Genomic DNA, 15,757 nt, shown 5'->3' with positions numbered 1-15,757 from the left:
TTTTCAGCCCACTCGGGCCAGCTGTGGTTGCCTGGCGCTGAGCCGGCGCCGTTCACGGGCCGGGGCGATATCCAGTTGTTCGCGGTATTTTGCGACGGTTCGGCGGGCAATGTTCACCCCTTGGCGTGACAGCAGTCCCGCAATGGCCTCGTCGGCCAGCGGGCGACCGGCCGGTTCGGCGTCGATCAGGCGGCGGACCATGGCCTTGACGGCCTGCCCGGACACGCTGGCACCTTCCAGGCGCACCGCGAAGAAATGCTTCAGTTCGAAGGTGCCGCGCGGGGTCTGCAGGAACTTGCCGGTGGTGATGCGCGACACCGTGGATTCGTGCATGCCGATCTCTTCGGCCACTTCCTTCAGGGTCAGTGGGGCCATGGCTTCCTCGCCACGCACCAGGAACGCGGCCTGGCGCTCGACGATTACCCGCGCGGTGCGCAGCAGGGTGTCATAGCGCATCGACAGGCCGCGGCTGAACCAGCGCGCTTCCTGCAGCATCTCGCGCAGGGCCGGGGCGGCGTCGCCGGTTTCGGCCAGGGCCTGTTCGTACTGGCTGTTGATCGAGACGCGGCGGCTGGTGGCCGGGTTCAGGGCCACCTTCCACTGCCCGTCGGCGTGCCAGGCGACCACGTCGGGCACCACCACCGCATTGCGCTCGGGCAGCACGCTGTCGCCCGGGCGCGGCTGCAGTGACAGGATCAGGCGCACGGCCTCGCGCACGTCATCCACTTCGGCGTCGTGCTGGCGGGCCAGCGCGGAATAGTCATGTGCGGCCAGGGCCTCCAGCGCGCCTTCCAGAATGCGTGCGGCCAGGTGCCGGGCCGGCACCACGCCGTGCAGGCTGTAGAGCTGGGCCAACAGGCCTTCGCGCAGGTCCTGCGCGGCCATGCCGGCGGGTTCGCCGTGCAGCAGCTGCTGGCGGACGGCCTCCACGCCGGCGCTATCGATATCGAACTGCGCACTGGCCAGCAGCTGCAGCTGCTCCAGCGGGGCCTGCAGGTAGCCTGCCTCGTCGCAATGCTCCAGCCAGAAGGCCGCCACGGCCAGTTCGCGCTCGTCCAGATCCAGCGCCAGGCGCTGCAGCACGCGCAGCTGCGGGTCGGTGGATTCGCCTGCAGCGATGCGCGCCATGCGATCGTCGTCGCCGTCCTGCCAGCTGCTGCCGGCCACGTCCCACATCGAGGACTCGGGCAGCTCATCGAAGGCGGCCGTTTCCAGGGTCGTGGCGCTGGCGTCGGTGGCGTCGGCCGCCGGTGCCTCGGCGTCCTCGATTTCCAGCAGCGGGTTGGAGTCCAACAGGCGCTGGATCTCCTGTTCCAGGTGCAGCCCGTCCAGCTGCAGCAGTCGGATGGACTGCAACAGCTGCGGCGTGAGGTGAAGCGTCTGGCCCAGCTGGGTCGAAAGTGCAGCCTTCATTTCAGTTCCCCGGCGCCGCTCCCCGACGCCTTGTGGAACACATCTTGCTTTTGATCCCAGGCAGGGGGAATCGGGGGGTTCCTGAGTGCACTGGTGATCTTCCCGACAGGATGTAGGGATTTTCCCTACGCTGGCGCGGGAAGTTGACGATGCCCTGTGGCAAGTCGTTGATTTTGCGTGGGTGCAAGACGATCGTTCGGGGTGCCGGTGAACGGAAACCCGACAGTTCGTGTCAGGATGACGGAAAGTCGTCGTCAGTTCGGGCGCGGATGTGTGCCGTCCGACCAGATCCGGTCATTCCAGCTCGTGCTGGTGGCGGGCCGCCAGCAGCAGCAGATCATTGGCGCGGCGGCAGCCCAGCGATTCCATCATGCGGGCGCGGTGGGTCTCTACCGTCTTCACGCTGATGCCGAGATCGGCGGCGATCTCCTTGTTGCTCTCGCCCTTGCCGATACGCCGCAGGATCTCGCGCTGGCGGGGCGACAGTGCGGCGATGCCGGTGGGCTTCTCTCGGCCCAGCATCGGCGCCAGCATCTTGGCCGAGATCTGCGGGCTGAGGAACACCTGGCCGGCGTGCGCGGCGCGCAGTGCCAGTTCCAGCTCCTGCGGGGCGGCATCCTTCACCACGAAACCGACGGCGCCCCGGTCGAGTGCATCACGCACATGGGCGGCGTCGTCGTGCATGGTCATCATCACGATGCGGGTGCCCGGCGAGCGCAGGCGGATGTCGCTGAGGGCTTCCAGGCCGGTCCGGCCGGGTAGCGACAGGTCCATCAGGATCACGTCCGGGGCATGCAGCAGCGCCATCTGCAGGGCCTGCTCGGCGTTGCTTGCCTCGGCGACCAGTTGCACGTCGGCAAACCCCTGCAGCAGTCGCGCCAGGCCGGCGCGAACCAGGGTGTGATCGTCGACGATGAGAACTCGCACAGGCACGTTGCAGGTCCGTGAGGGGAGACCACCTTAACTTAGCTGAACGGGCACGCCAAGAGCACTCCGTCCCGCTTCCGGGTGGCAGGTTTCAGCGCGCTCGCCGCGCTTCGGCAACCTGACGCCGATGCAGACGGAACAAATGCCGTTCCATGGCCATCTCCAGGCCATCGCCGAGGCGGTTGAAGCGCAGCCACAGGAAGTGGCCGCCGCTGCCATCGGCCGCTTCGGCGATGACGTCCACCGGCAGGTCGATGTTGTCGGGCAGCCAGTCGCTGGGCTGCAGGCGCACCACGCCGGACTGGCCGGGCAGGGCGCCACTGCGCGGCCCCAGCTGCAGGCGGATGCCGCGGCGGGACCAGCGTACCGGGCGCAGGGGCAGGTCCTGGCCCTGCTGGCGCACCAGTCTGCCCAGCAGCAACATGGTCAGGTCCAGCTTGGCTTCCAGGCGCTGGATCTGCAGGCTGGATTCGCTGCGTTCGTCGTGCTCGTCCCCGCGGCTGTCTTCGACCAGCGCCAGGCTGCGCAGCAGGCCTTCGGCACTGCTGGTGCGACCGGCCGCGCTGCCCGCCTGGAACTCGGCCGGCAGGGCCAGCTCGCAGCTGAGCGTTTCATCGAACAGCTCGCTCTCGGCAGGGTGGTGCAGCGACGTGATCGGCAGCAGGCTCATGCCAGCGATTCTGCCTTCAGGTACGCATGGGCGGCGCGAAGGGAGGTGCGGCCGGCGCGCAGGTGCTGTGCGGCGTTGTCACGCAACTGGGTGATCTCATCCATGACCGCGTGCTGCAAGGCCAGCAGGCGCTCCAGCTCCAGGCGCGACAGGGTGCCCACCGGCGGCTCGAAGAGCTGGCGCACACCTTGGTCGTAGGAAGTGACCAGGGTCTCCGCCTTCTCATAGGCATTGCTGCGAGCAGCATCGCGAAGTTCTTCAAGCGATGCGCGAAGGTTCTCGACGGTCTGGGCTGCGTTCATGTAACCCATGTCAAGCCTCGGCGAGCGGTTGCGGTGCATTGCGGGTCGCCGCCGGAATTGCAAGCCACGCGGCTTCTATTTCGGTCATGACCTGCAGTGCGTCCTGCAGTGCAACTGCATCGCTGTTGAGGTTGGCTTCGGTCAACCGGTGCAGGACGTAGTCGTAGAGTGATGACAGGTTGCCGGCGATGTCACCACCCGCGTTGTGGTCGAGCGAACCATTGAGGTGGCCGATGATGGAGCAGACCTGGCCGATGGCGAGACCCTTCCGGGTCGTATCGCCGCGCTCGATGCAGGCCTGGGCCAGGCGCAGGCGCTCGCAGGCGCCAGCCAGAAGCAGGGCGACCAGCTTGTGGGGGTCTGCATCCGAGACTGCCGACGTGACGCCGACTTTGCGGTACTGATCTGCGTGCTGGCGACTGGAGCCGTACACTGTGAGTTTCTCCTTTGTAGCCGTCCGCGTCGCGGCAACGATTTGTTGCAGGGCGCGGGGAAGGCTGGCGAACTTGATACGTTATCGGCACGCATGCGGTCGGGCTTGAGGCCTGGCCGCGCTTACTTGCTCGAACTGCTGTTGTTGGAAAGCTGCTGGGTCAGGTAGTCACTGGTCTTCTGCAGCTGCGCGACCAGCGTATCCATGGCAGTGAACTGCTTGGTGTAGTTGTCGGACACCTTCTCCATGCGCATGTCCAGGTTGTCCAGCTCGGCTTCCAGGCGCTTGATCTCCTTGTTCAGCGTGGTGGTGCGCTGGGTGATCATGCCGTTGGTGCTGTTGAGGTTGGCGTCGAGCATGCTCTTCAATGGATCGGTGATGCTGCCGTCAGCACCGAACACACGCGTTGCGGCCGTCGGGTCCTTGGCAATGCCCGTATCAAAGGCGGCGCTGTCGAAGGTCAGCGTGCCGTCGGTCGCGATGGTGACGCCCAGGGTCTTGAGGTCGGCCACGTTTGTGCTGACCAGGTTGCGCAGCTGGGTCTGTGCGCCGCGCACCATCGAGTCGCCGGTCAGCGCCGAGCTGGTTCCTGCGGTTACGTTGAATGCGCTGGACGACTTGAGGATCGACTGGACGCTGTTGTAGGTGGTGACCAGCGCCTGCAGGTCGGTCTTCAATACGGTGTTGTCTTCCTTGACTGTCAGCGTTTTGGCGCCACCGGTGGTCACGGCGCTCAGTGTCAGCGTGACGTCGGGGATGACGTCGGTCAGCGTGTTCGAGCTGGAGGTGCGGGTCTGGCCATCGACCTTGATCACCGCGTCGGTGGCCTTGATCGTCTCGGTCATGCCTGCGCCGCCCTGGCTGTCGAAGGCAAGATCGCCGAGGCGGCCAGCGCCATTGGCCGTGATCGTCATCTTGCCAGCGGTGCCGCTGTCCAGTGCAGTCAGGACAAGGTGCTGTCCATCGTCGGCGGTCACGACGGAGGCAGTGACACCCTTGCCCCCCGCAGCAGCATTGATCGATTTTGCGATGTCGGACAATGTGTGGCCTGCCGCGACGTCGATGTTGAGGGTCTTGCTGCCATAGGCAATGCTGAGGGACCCTTCGCCCACGGTCTCGGTTTTGCTGAATGCGCTCGAGCTGAGCTTCTGGCTGGTGGCCAGGCTCACCACCTCGATGTCGTAACTGCCGATCGAGGCGCCGGTGCCTGCACTTGCGGTGAAGCCGGACCCATCGGCGACGCTGGCCTTGCGGGTGCGGGTATCCGTGTCCTTGGTCAGGTTGGTCAGCGCGGTCTGCAGGTTGTCCATGGCGCTCTTGATGTTGCCCAGCGCGGAAACCTTGGCCGTGGCGGCCGTGCCCGCCGCATTGATGCGGTTCTCGGCAGGCGCGCGTTCAGCGGCGACAAGCTGCGAGACCAGGGTGGGGATGTCGAGGCCCGAACCGATCGAGTAGAGGGAGGAGGTGGCCATGGGAGGTCCTTGGGTGGAAAGCGCGCGATGAGCGCACGCAGGGGTTATCGGCAGGGGCGGCCCGCGTCTTTAGGGCCGTCCCATGCACAGCATCCTGCAAGGCCCATGCCAGAACGCACGAGGCCCGCTTGCGCGGGCCTCGTGGTTCCACTGGCTTGCGTTCCGTTACTGGAGCAGGCTCAGCACGCTCTGCGAGGAGCTGTTGGCCTGGGCCAGCATGGCGGTACCGGCCTGCTGCAGGATCTGGTTGCGGGTCAGTTCCGCAGTTTCCTTGGCATAGTCGGTATCGCGGATGCGGCTGCGCGAAGCGGCCATGTTTTCCGAGCTGGTCTGCAGGTTGGTGACCACCGAGCTGAAGCGGTTCTGGATGGCACCCAGGTCGGCGCGGGCGGTGTTCACTTCCTTCAGGGCGTTGTCGATCTGGTCGATGGCCATCTGCGCCGAGGCGAAGCCGCTGACGTTCAGGTCGGCAATGCCGGTCTCGCTGGCAGCGGTGGCAGTTGCGCCGCTGACGCCCAGAGCATCAGCGGCACCGGTGCCGGCGACGGTGAAGGTGGTTGCGCTGGTCAGGGTGATTTCACCCGTGGTGCTGTTGTACGAGGCCGAAACCTTGCTCTGCGAGGAAACGCGGTTGATCGCTTCGACGACCTGACCGGCACGCTCCTGCGAGTTTGCGGCGGCATCGATGGCACCCACGTCGATGCCGTTGATGGTCAGGGCGCCAGCAACCTGGGCGTCGAGGTCGGTGATGTCGCCGGAGTCGACGTTCGCGGTGAAGCGGTTGGTGACGCCACCCAGCTGCGCAACCTGTGCATTGGCGATGCTGGAGATGGAGATGGTCTCGCCGGAGTTGGCGCCAACCTGGAAGGCAACGCTCTTGAACGAACCATCCAGCAGCTTGGTGCCGTTGAAGTTGGTCTGCTCCGAGACACGCTGGATTTCAGCCTTCAGCTGCGTCACTTCCTTGTTCAGGGCGTCGCGGTCAGTCTGGCTGTTGGTGCCGTTGGAGGCCTGCACGGCCAGCTCACGGATACGCTGCAGGTTGTTGCCGATTTCCGACAGCGCGCCTTCAGCGGTCTGCGCCAGCGAGATACCGTCGTTGGCGTTGCGGACGGACTGGTCCAGGCCACGGATCTGCGAGGTGAAGCGCTCGGAGATGGCCAGGCCGGCGGCGTCGTCCTTGGCGCTGTTGATGCGCAGGCCCGAGGACAGGCGCTGGATGCTGGTCGCCAGGCTGCTGCCGCTGGAGGACAGGTTGCGCTGGGCGTTCAGCGACATAACATTGGTGTTGATGACTTGTGCCATGGTGGCTTCTTCCTTTAGGGCGTATGAACCGGCAAGGTGTCGCCGGACCGTTCGCAGAGGGGACTGACCTTGCCGCTGCTGAAATCAATAACGGCAGTGCCCATCCCCGCTTTAGGCCCCAATACGCAATTTTTGCGATTGCCGCCTGCCAGTGCGCCCCGCAGAAACGAAAAGGGCCCTGAGAAGGGCCCCTTGCGTGGGTTCAAAGCACACACATTTACTGCTGCAGCAGCGTCATCACCGACTGCGGGGAGGTGTTGGCCTGGGCCAGCATCGCCGTGCCTGCCTGCTGCAGGATCTGGTTGCGGGTCAGTTCGGCGGTTTCCTTTGCGTAGTCGGTGTCACGGATGCGGCTGCGCGCAGCGGACATGTTTTCCGAGGTAGTCTGCAGATTCACGATGGTGGAGGTGAACCGGTTCTGCACGGCACCGAGGTCGGCGCGGGCGGTGTTCACTTCCTTCAGCGCGTTGTCGATCTGATCAATGGCCATCTGCGCCGAAGCGAAACTGTTCACGTTCAGGGCGCCCAGGCCCGTGGTGGTGGTGTCGGTGGGGGTGACGCCGGCGACGCCCACTGCGTCGGCGGTCGCGGTACCGGCGATGGTGAAGTTGGCGCTGCCGGTCAGGGTGATTTCGCCGGTGGTTGCGTTGTACGACGCGCCGACCTTGGTCTGCGACGACACGCGGTTGATGGCTTCCACGACCTGGCTGGATCGCTCCTGCGAGTTGGCCGCCGCGTCGATGGCACCCACGTCGACGCCGTTGATGGTCAGGCCGCCGGCCGGCACAGCGTCCAGGTCGGTGATGCTGCTCGCCAGCACATTGGCGCTGAAGCGGGTGGTCTCGCCGCCCAGAGTGGCCAGCTGCGCATTGGCGATGCTGCTGATCGAGATGGTTTCACCGGCGTTGGCACCCACCTGGAAGGCGACGCCTGCGAACGAACCATCCAGTAGCTTGGTGCCGTTGAAGTTGGTCTGCTCGGCAACGCGCTGGATTTCCGACTTCAGCTGCGCCACTTCCTTGTCCAGGGCTTCGCGGTCGGTCTGGCTGTTGGTGCCGTTGGAGGCCTGCACGGCAAGTTCACGGATGCGCTGCAGGTTGTTGCCGATCTCCGACAGCGCGCCTTCGGCAGTCTGCGCCAGCGAGATGCCATCGTTTGCGTTGCGGACTGCAACGTCGAGGCCGCGGATCTGGGTGGTGAAACGCTCGGAGATCGCCAGGCCGGCGGCATCGTCCTTTGCGCTGTTGATGCGCAGGCCCGACGACAGGCGCTGGATGCTGGTGGCCAGGCTGTTGCCGCTGGTCGTCAGGTTGCGCTGGGCATTGAGCGACATCACGTTGGTGTTGATGACTTGTGCCATTTCTATCTACTCCGGTTTGGTACTGCGTTTGATTGGTGTTTCGGGGGAATGCGCCGCGTGGCGCAGGTTCAGCGGATGATGTTGAACAAGGACATTGACTGGATCTGGCTGAAGACGGTCTGCGCCGCCTGCAGTGCTGCACTCTCGATCTTGTATTGGCTGATGACCTCGGCGTAATCGACGTCGCGAAGCGAGGAAAGGGTGGACTTGAGGGTCACTTCATTGGCATCACGGACATTGGTGGCGGCGTCGATCGCGCTGAGCTGCGAGCCGCCATTGGCACGCGCATCGATCATGTTTTCCGATGCGCGCGATACATCGCGGATGGCAGCCTGGAGAGCGTTGTTCTGCACGGTCTGGCCGTTGCCGCTTCCGGTATCTGCCGTCAGTGCCGAAGAGAGCCCTTTCAGCGTGGCGAAGATGTCGCGGGTGCTGGAGGCGCCGATACTGAATGAGTCACCTGCAACCGGCGTGCCATCGATGCGCATCCGCACGCCTGCGAACGTGATGTCTTCGCCTTCTGCGCGGGTGCCGGTGGACACGACGGCTCCCTGGGCATCAGTCACCGTGTAGGTGTTGTCTGCGCCGAACACCACGCTGTAGCTGCTGCCGTTCCAGTCACCGCTTGCGGTGTCGCGGCCGAAGTTGGACAGCACGCCGTTGCCTGCGTTGCCCGTGGCAGCGCTGCCATCCAGGGTGCCATCGCCGGTGGGGATTCGCATGAACACTTCTGCGCCGTTCTGCGCATCCTTCACGAAGGTGTCTGGTGCGATTTCCATGCTGCGCTGGGTCTGGTCACCGTTGTAAGTGACTTTTCCGCCGCTGAGGGTGAAGGCAGTCGAGTCATCCGCGGTGCCGGCGAACAGGTAGCGGCCATTGCCGTCCTGGGTGTTGGCCAGCGCCAGCAGACTGTCGTGGATGCTGTCGATTTCAGCAGCGATGGTCTTTCTGTCATCTGCAGACAGCGTGCCGTTGCTGGCCTGCAAGGTCAGTTCGTTGACCCGCGCCATCAGCTCGCCGGCCTGCTGCAGGGCGTTCTCCTGCAGGCCAAGGCGATTCTGCACGGCGTTGCCGTTCAGCTCGAACTGCGCAAGTGCGGCCACGGCACGGTCCAGGCCCACTGCGCTGCCTGCTGCGACAGGATCGTCCTTCGCGCTGACCAGGCGGCTTCCGGTGGCAATCTGCTGCTCCATGTGGTGCAGCTTCGATTGGCGCGAAAGCATCAGCGAGACGGACTGGTTGAACATCATCCCGGTAGAGACACGGTTGTTCATCGCGATACGGCTCCGAGGATGGTCTGGAACATGTTGTCGGCGGTGGAAATCAGCTGCGATGCCGCCTGGTAGGCCTGTTGCAGGCGCAGCATGTCGGCCGCTTCCTCATCCAGGTTCACGCCGGAGATCGAGTCACGTGCAGACTGCGCCTGGTCGGTGATCACCTGCTGCGCATCGAGCGAGTACTCGGCGGCGCGGGCGGCGGCGCCGACCTGGGTAGTTAGGCCGCCCAGTGCGCCACTGAGGGTGATGGTGCCGGCGTTGAATGCCTTGGCATCCTCGACCTTGGCCATCGCCAGCGAATTGCTGTTGTCGGACGAGCCGACCGGGGTCGGATCGATGTTGAAGACGTCGCCGGCCTTTGGAGCACCGTCCAGGACGAAGCTCCAGCCGTTGGCGGAAATCGTCTGCCCGGGGGTGTAGGTGAACGGGCCGTCGCCGTCGATGGTGTACTCGGTACCCGAGGTGAACACGATCGAGGCTGCGTTGCGCAGATCGGCATTGCTGGCGTCGGTCACCTTGACGTCGGTCACCTTGCCGGTGCCGGTGTTGGCCAGCGCGGCACTGCCCTTCACCGGCGCCGCAGCCGCCAGGCGCGAGGTATCGGTGATGGCCACACTGATGCTGCCGGCCACGCCCGCGGTGGGCTGCAGCAGGAAGCGATCGTTGGTGGCCGGGGTGCCGCTGACCACCAGCTCCACGCCGTTCACCACCAGCGGATCAGCTGCGGTACCGGTGCCGGTCATCGCCACGCTGGCGCCGGTGTCCGACCGCACGGCCTGCCACTGGCTGCCGTTGTACTTCAGCACGATGTTCTGCGCATCCAGGGCGGACAGGTCGCCGTAGCTGGCGGTGATCGATGCGGTGCCGGTATTGCTAGTGCTGTTGGTGACGCGCGGGCTGCCGATGTTGAACAGGTCGCCACCCATGTTGCCGTACAGGTCCACGCCGTTGCGGTGCGACTCGTTGAACGTGCTGGCCAGGCCGATGGCCAGCTTGCCGAGCTCGGCCTGGGCCGGGGTCAGCACGGTCTCGCGGAATTCGAGCATGCCGCCGACCTGGCCGCCGAGCGACTTCGGGTCGAGGGTGATCTTCACGCCCTGGCTTTCCAGCGCCAGCTGCAGGCGCTCGGGCTGGTACGGGTCGGTGACGGTGGTCACCTTCGATGCCGTGGTGCCGACAACCAGGGCCTGGCCGCCGGCGGTGTAGACGTTCAGGGTGCCGCCGTCCTGGGCCACGGCGGTGCCGCCGGTGTAGCCCACCAGGTTGGCGATCAGCTGGTCACGGCGATCCAGCAGGTCCGGTGCTGCGGTGGTGGCGTTGCCGCCGATGGCGCCGTTGAGCTGGGCGATCTCGGCAGCCAGGCGGTTGATCTCGGTCGCCGCGGCGGTCAGGCCGTTGTTGACCTCGCTGTTGAGCGTGTTGAGGCTGGTGTTCAGCTGCTGGAAGCGGTTGGCCAGGGTGTTGGCGCTGTCCAGCACGTTCTGGCGGTCAGCGCTGCCGGACGCATTGGAAGACAGGCCGCTGACAGAATCGAAGAAGTTGGACCAGACACCGGCGACATTCGTGGCCGAATCGGAGAACAGCGCATCGACCCGGTCGGCCATGGTCGACAGCTGCTTCAGGCGCGCCAGTTCACCGCTGCTGTCGAGCAGCCGCGAGATCGCCAGCTGGTCGGCCGTGCGGCGGATGTCGACGATACGGGTACCGTTGCCGACGTCACCGTAGCCGTAGTTCTGCGGATCGGCGGTGGCGAAGTCCACCTTCTGCCGGCTGTAGCCGGCCGTGTTGATGTTGGCGACGTTATGGCTGGTGGTCGCCAACGCACGCTGGAAGGCGAGCAGGGCACTGGTACCGGTGGAAAGGACGCTGGACATGGGGTTCCTCAACGACGGGTGATACCCAGCGCCGCAGTCGCGGTGCTGGCGAAGGTCTGGCCAAGGCGCGTGCCGGCGTCGGCCACGGCGGCCACGGCGCGCTCGATGGTCGGGCCGCCAGCGATCGCGGCGATCTTGGCCCCGTAGCGCGGATCGGTGGCGTAGCCGGCGCGCTGCAGGCCGCGGGCGAAGCCCTGCACGTCGGTGCCTGCCTGCAGGGCCTGCTGATAGCGCGGGCTGGTCTTCAGCAGGCGCACGTAGTCGGCGAAGCTCTCGGCGGGCGTGCTGTAGGCGCGGAAGCTGGCCGTTTCGTTACGGCGCACGCCATCGACATACTCGTGGGTGCCGGCGACGGCGCTCTGGCCCTTCCAGCCGGTGGCCTTGATGCCGAACAGGTTGTGCGAGGTGCTGCCGTCGGCGTGCTTGATCTGGCGCTTGCCCCAGCCGGTTTCCAGCGCGGCCTGGGCCACCAGGGCGCGGGCATCCACGCCCAGCTCCTTGGCCGCGCTCTGTGCGTGGCCCCAGATGCTGGCCACGAATCCTTCGGGCGTGTTCGCGCCCAGCTGGGCCACGGCGTTGCGGGTGGCCAGGGCATCGGCTGGCGTGGCCATGCTGCCGCGGTTGCTGGCGGTGGCCGCCCACTGGTCGTTGCTGGCCGCCCAATCGTCGCCGTCGATGCTGCTGGCGTACGGATCGCTCGTGCCCAGCGAACGGTGCATGCTGCTGCTGTCGCGGCCGGCAATCAGGTCCAGTGCCTGCTCCATCGGTGCCAGAGCGGGGCTGGCCGCGGCCTGCGCGCCCTCCTGGGCGCCTGCCGCCATCTGCTGCAGCATGCGCACGGCTTGGCTGGCATCGTCCAGCGACAGCGAGGGTGCCGCCTTGGCCGGTGCATTCAACTGGTACGCGCGGCTGGCCTTGGCCGGGTCCACGCGGGTGTCCAGCGCCGGGCCATCGGCCTGCTGGCCGGACAGTTGGCGGCTAATCATCGACGACAGGCCCAGGCCCTTGCCGCGGGTCATCGCCTCGGCGATCTTCTGGTCGTACATCTCCCGGAACATCTTGTTTTCACCGGGGAACAGCGAATCACCAAAGCTGGCATCACGCATGCTCTTGACCAGCATCTGTGCGAACTGGCCTTCCAGCTGGCGAGCGACCTTGTCGATCTTGGCCGGGTCGTTCTGCTGTACAGGATTGAGGTCAAAGGCGGGATTGATGCGCATGTCAGATCACCTCGAGCTCGGCGCTCAGCGCACCGGCCTGCTTCAGTGCTTCCAGGATCGCGATCAGGTCGCCCGGGGCAGCACCCACGGCGTTCACGGCATGCACGATTTCATCCAGCGTGGTGCCGCCGTTGAACTTGAACATGCGGCTGCCATCGTTGGTGGCGGTGACGGTCGACTGCGGGGTGACCACGGTCTGCCCGCCGCCGAAGGCGTTGGGCTGGCTGACGTTGGCGTTCTCCTGGATGGTGACCGTCAGCGAACCGTGCGAGATCGCGGCCGGTCCGACACGCACCTGCTGGCCGATGACCACAGTGCCGGTGCGCGAATTCACCACCACCTTGGCTGGTGCGCTGCCGGGGGTCAGTTCCAGGTTCTCGATGCGGGCCAGCAGGCCGATGCGTGCGCCCGGATCGGTCGGTGCGGCCACGGCCACGGTCACGCCATCGACGGCACGCGCAGCGCCTTCGCCGAAGGCGTTGTTGAGTGCGGCCACCATGCGCGAGACGGTGGTGAAATCGCCGTTGTGCAGGTTCAGCGTGATGTCGCCGCCGTTGGCCAGCGGATCGGGCAAGGCACGCTCGACGGTCGCGCCGTTGGGAATGCGGCCGACGCTGGGCACGTTCACCGAGACGCGCGAACCATCCTTGCCCTGTGCGCCGAACCCACCGACGATCAGGTTGCCTTGGGCGATCGCATAGATCTGCCCGTCGGCGCCGCGCAGCGGCGCCATCAACAGCGAGCCGCCGCGCAGCGATACCGCATTGCCGATGGAAGACACGGTTATGTCGATCGGCTGGCCCGGCTTGGCGAAGGCCGGCAGCTCGGCGTGGATCGCCACGGCGGCCACGTTCTTCAGCTGCGGGTTGACGTTGGCCGGCACGTTCACGCCCAGCTCGCCCAGAAGATTCTTCAGGCTCTGCACGGTGAAGGGCGCCTGGCTGGTGCGGTCACCGCTGCCATCCAGGCCGACCACCAGGCCGTAGCCCACCAAGGCATTGCCACGCACGCCTCCGACCTGGGCCAGGTCCTTGATGCGTTCGGCGCTGGCCGGTGCCGCCACGGCCACTGCCAGGACCAATACGCCGACGCACGCGGCGAGGCGACGCTGCCAGGCGGAAGAGAAGAGAGAGTTCATGGCCATGCTCAGAACGGCGTCAGGCCGGAGTTGAAGAAGCGGCTCAGCCAGCCCATCGCGTTGGATTGCGCGACCGGGCCGCGGCCGCCGTAGACGATGCGGGCGTCGGCCACGCGGCTGGAGGGAATGCTGTTGTCCTGCGCGATGTCGGCCGGGCGCACGATGCCCTGCACCTGTACCAGCTCATCGCCCTGGTTCAGCCGCAGGTTCTTCTGTCCCTGCACCACCAGGTTGCCGTTGGGCAGGCGCTGCACCACGGTCACCGTCACGCTGCCCTGCAGGCGGTTGCTCTGCGCGCTGTTGCCTTTGCCAGTGAAGTCACGCTTGCCACTGGCGGTGGCGCTGAGGATGTCCTTGCCGCCGAGGGTGACCGGTGCACCGAAAATCGACGGCGTGCCGATGCTCAGGTTCGATTCCTTGTTGGTCGCGGTGTTGGCGCTGGTGGTGGCGGTGGTGTTTTCCAGCAGGGTGATGGTCAGCAGGTCGCCGACATCGCGGGCGCGACGGTCCGAATACAGCTGCAGCGTGGGGCCGGCGGCGTAGATCGCACCGGCGGTCGGCGCGGCCTGCGGCGGCATGATCGGCTGGATCGGCGCCATCGCCGGATACGGCCGTACGTCACCGGCGATCACGCAGCCGCCAAGCAGGGCGGCCACGGCGCAGGGCAGGGCGATGCGGGCAAGTTTGAAAAGGGGCGACATGGCGATCATCCGTTTGCGTCGGTCAGACGTTCTGGTTCAGGTAGCCGAGCATCGCGTCGGTGGTGGAAATGGCCTTGGCGTTCATTTCGTAGGCGCGCTGGGTTTCAATCATCGAGACCAACTCTTCCACCACGTTGACGTTGCTGCCTTCCAGTGCGCCCTGCACCACATTGCCCAGGCCGTTCAGGCCGGGGTTGCCGTTCTGGGCCGGGCCCGATGCGGTGGTTTCGAGGAACAGGTTTTCGCCGCGGGCCTGCAGGCCCGCCGGGTTGACGAAGTCGGTCAGCGTCAGTGCGCCGATTTCCACGTTGGCTGCGTTGTCGGCCATCTTCACGCTGATGGTGCCGTCGCTGCCGATGGTCAGCGACTGCGCGCCTTCCGGAATCTGGATGCCCGGCTGTACCGGGTAACCGCTGTTGGTGACCAGCTCGCCGTCCTGGTTGATCTTGAACGAGCCATCACGCGTGTAAGCGGAGCTGCCATCGGCCATCTGCACTTCGAAGAAGCCGCGGCCGTTGACCATCACGTCCAAGGCGCGGCCCGTCTGCTGCTGGCTGCCCTGTTCGAAGTTCTTGGCGGTGGCCACCACGCGCACGCCCGTACCGATCTGCAGGCCGGTCGGCAGCTGCGTCTGCGCCGACGATGCGCCGCCAGGCTGGCGCACCTGCTGGTACAACAGGTCCTCGAAACTGGCGCGGTCCTGCTTGAAGCCGGTGGTGTTGGTGTTGGCGAGGTTGTTGGAAACCACCGACATGCGCATCTGCTGCGCATCCAGTCCGGTTTTCGCGATCCACAGTGCCTGGTTCATCTTCGAAGTCCTGTCTGGGTGAAGCCGGCCGCGCGGTGCGGCCCTTGTGTAAAGCAGTGCAAGCGGCGTGCCAGCAACGGCGCGTGCCGGTGCCGGAATTCCGTCAGCCGCCCAAGCGCAGCAGACTGTTGGCGCTGCGCGCGTTCTCGTCACCGTGCTTGATCACCTGCACCTGCATTTCGTACTGGCGCTGCAGCTGGATCATCTGCACCAGTGCGCCGGCGGCATCGACGTTGCTGCCTTCCAGCTGGCCGCTGTGCACCGTCGGTCCCTGTGCCTGCACGAACGGCTGCTGCGGATCGGTGTTGGCGAACAGGCCGTCAAGGCGACGCTCCAGGCGTTCGTCGGCGGCCTGCACGATCTTGATGCGGCCGATCATCGCCATCGTCTGCGGGCCTTCGCCCTGGGGGATGATCGAGATCGTGCCGTCGTTGCCCACTTCCATCGCCTGGTAGGGCGGAATGGCGATGGGGTTGTTGTTGTCATCCAGCACCGGACGGCCGCTGGAGGTCACCAGCTGGCCGTTCGGGGTGACCGACAGCGCGGCGCCACGGGTGTAGGCCTCGCTGCCGTCGGTGGCCTGCACGGCCAGCCAGGTGCCGGTCTGCAGCGACAGGTCCAGCGGCTTGCCGGTGATGTGCTGCGCGCCGGCGGTGCGGTTGAAGCCGGCGTCGACGTGCAGCGCATCCACCCGCGAGGCAAAGCCCTGGCCACGGATCGGGAAGGCTTCGGTGTTGGCCAGCGCTTCCTTGAAGCCGGGGGTGTCCGAGTTGGCGAGGTTGTGGCTGAGCGTTCCCTGCGCCTGCAGGGAGGCGCGGGCGCCGGTCATCGCAACGTAAAGGGCTTTATCCATGGGG

Annotated in this window: 15 protein-coding genes; all 15 read right to left on the bottom strand. The window is 66.0% G+C overall.

All coding sequences use genetic code 11. From position 1 onward, the window contains the following. Positions 1 to 3: 3 nt before the first annotated feature. Positions 4 to 1,413: an RNA polymerase factor sigma-54 gene (gene rpoN, locus AC1VXD_RS06805; RefSeq protein ID WP_482991429.1), complete on the bottom strand. Its 1,410-nt coding sequence runs from the start codon at positions 1,411 to 1,413 to the stop codon at positions 4 to 6. Positions 1,414 to 1,707: 294 nt separating this feature from the next. Further along, a complete protein-coding gene (locus tag AC1VXD_RS06800; RefSeq protein ID WP_482991457.1) occupies positions 1,708 to 2,340 on the bottom strand; it encodes a response regulator in 633 nt (210 codons plus the stop codon). A 91-nt stretch (positions 2,341 to 2,431) separates the two neighbouring features. Continuing rightward, positions 2,432 to 3,010 carry a PilZ domain-containing protein gene (locus AC1VXD_RS06795; RefSeq protein ID WP_482991428.1) on the bottom strand — a complete coding sequence of 193 codons (579 nt, stop codon included), beginning with the start codon at positions 3,008 to 3,010 and terminating at the stop codon, positions 2,432 to 2,434. Continuing rightward, positions 3,007 to 3,312, bottom strand: coding sequence for a flagellar protein FliT (gene fliT / locus AC1VXD_RS06790; protein WP_482991427.1), 306 nt, complete (start codon positions 3,310 to 3,312; stop codon positions 3,007 to 3,009). Before fliT ends, AC1VXD_RS06795 begins: the two co-directional genes overlap by 4 nt. A 10-nt stretch (positions 3,313 to 3,322) precedes the next feature. Then, positions 3,323 to 3,745, bottom strand: coding sequence for a flagellar export chaperone FliS (fliS, locus tag AC1VXD_RS06785; RefSeq protein ID WP_482991426.1), 423 nt, complete (start codon positions 3,743 to 3,745; stop codon positions 3,323 to 3,325). A 122-nt stretch (positions 3,746 to 3,867) separates the two neighbouring features. After that, a complete protein-coding gene (fliD, locus tag AC1VXD_RS06780; protein ID WP_482991425.1) occupies positions 3,868 to 5,217 on the bottom strand; it encodes a flagellar filament capping protein FliD in 1,350 nt (449 codons plus the stop codon). 165 nt (positions 5,218 to 5,382) lie between these two features. Further along, positions 5,383 to 6,522 carry a flagellin gene (locus tag AC1VXD_RS06775; protein WP_482991424.1) on the bottom strand — a complete coding sequence of 380 codons (1,140 nt, stop codon included), beginning with the start codon at positions 6,520 to 6,522 and terminating at the stop codon, positions 5,383 to 5,385. Positions 6,523 to 6,739: 217 nt separating this feature from the next. Continuing rightward, the gene (locus AC1VXD_RS06770) at positions 6,740 to 7,882 is read right to left on the bottom strand and encodes a flagellin (protein ID WP_481562503.1); all 1,143 of its coding nucleotides are present in this window, start codon (positions 7,880 to 7,882) and stop codon (positions 6,740 to 6,742) included. A 68-nt stretch (positions 7,883 to 7,950) separates the two neighbouring features. Beyond that, positions 7,951 to 9,156 (bottom strand): flagellar hook-associated protein FlgL, encoded by a 1,206-nt coding sequence (gene flgL / locus AC1VXD_RS06765; RefSeq protein WP_482991423.1) that lies wholly within the window; start codon positions 9,154 to 9,156, stop codon positions 7,951 to 7,953. Then, complete coding sequence (gene flgK, locus AC1VXD_RS06760; RefSeq protein WP_482991422.1) at positions 9,153 to 11,033, bottom strand: flagellar hook-associated protein FlgK; 1,881 nt, start codon at positions 11,031 to 11,033, stop codon at positions 9,153 to 9,155. The genes flgL and flgK overlap by 4 nt, the downstream gene beginning before the upstream one ends. A gap of 8 nt (positions 11,034 to 11,041) precedes the next feature. Beyond that, a complete protein-coding gene (locus AC1VXD_RS06755) occupies positions 11,042 to 12,253 on the bottom strand; it encodes a flagellar assembly peptidoglycan hydrolase FlgJ (protein ID WP_482991421.1) in 1,212 nt (403 codons plus the stop codon). A 1-nt stretch (position 12,254) separates the two neighbouring features. Beyond that, positions 12,255 to 13,397, bottom strand: coding sequence for a flagellar basal body P-ring protein FlgI (locus tag AC1VXD_RS06750; protein WP_482991420.1), 1,143 nt, complete (start codon positions 13,395 to 13,397; stop codon positions 12,255 to 12,257). Between the two features lie 2 nt (positions 13,398 to 13,399). Continuing rightward, on the bottom strand, positions 13,400 to 14,092 hold the full coding sequence (gene flgH / locus AC1VXD_RS06745; RefSeq protein ID WP_482991419.1) for a flagellar basal body L-ring protein FlgH: 693 nt from the start codon (positions 14,090 to 14,092) through the stop codon (positions 13,400 to 13,402). Positions 14,093 to 14,114: 22 nt separating this feature from the next. Next, positions 14,115 to 14,900: a flagellar basal-body rod protein FlgG gene (gene flgG / locus AC1VXD_RS06740; RefSeq protein ID WP_482991418.1), complete on the bottom strand. Its 786-nt coding sequence runs from the start codon at positions 14,898 to 14,900 to the stop codon at positions 14,115 to 14,117. Between the two features lie 103 nt (positions 14,901 to 15,003). Then, positions 15,004 to 15,753 carry a flagellar basal body rod protein FlgF gene (locus AC1VXD_RS06735; protein WP_482991417.1) on the bottom strand — a complete coding sequence of 250 codons (750 nt, stop codon included), beginning with the start codon at positions 15,751 to 15,753 and terminating at the stop codon, positions 15,004 to 15,006. Positions 15,754 to 15,757: the final 4 nt, after the last annotated feature.

This window comes from Stenotrophomonas sp. STEN054 (assembly GCF_056854535.1).
This window is presented reverse-complemented; position numbering and strand designations above follow the sequence as displayed.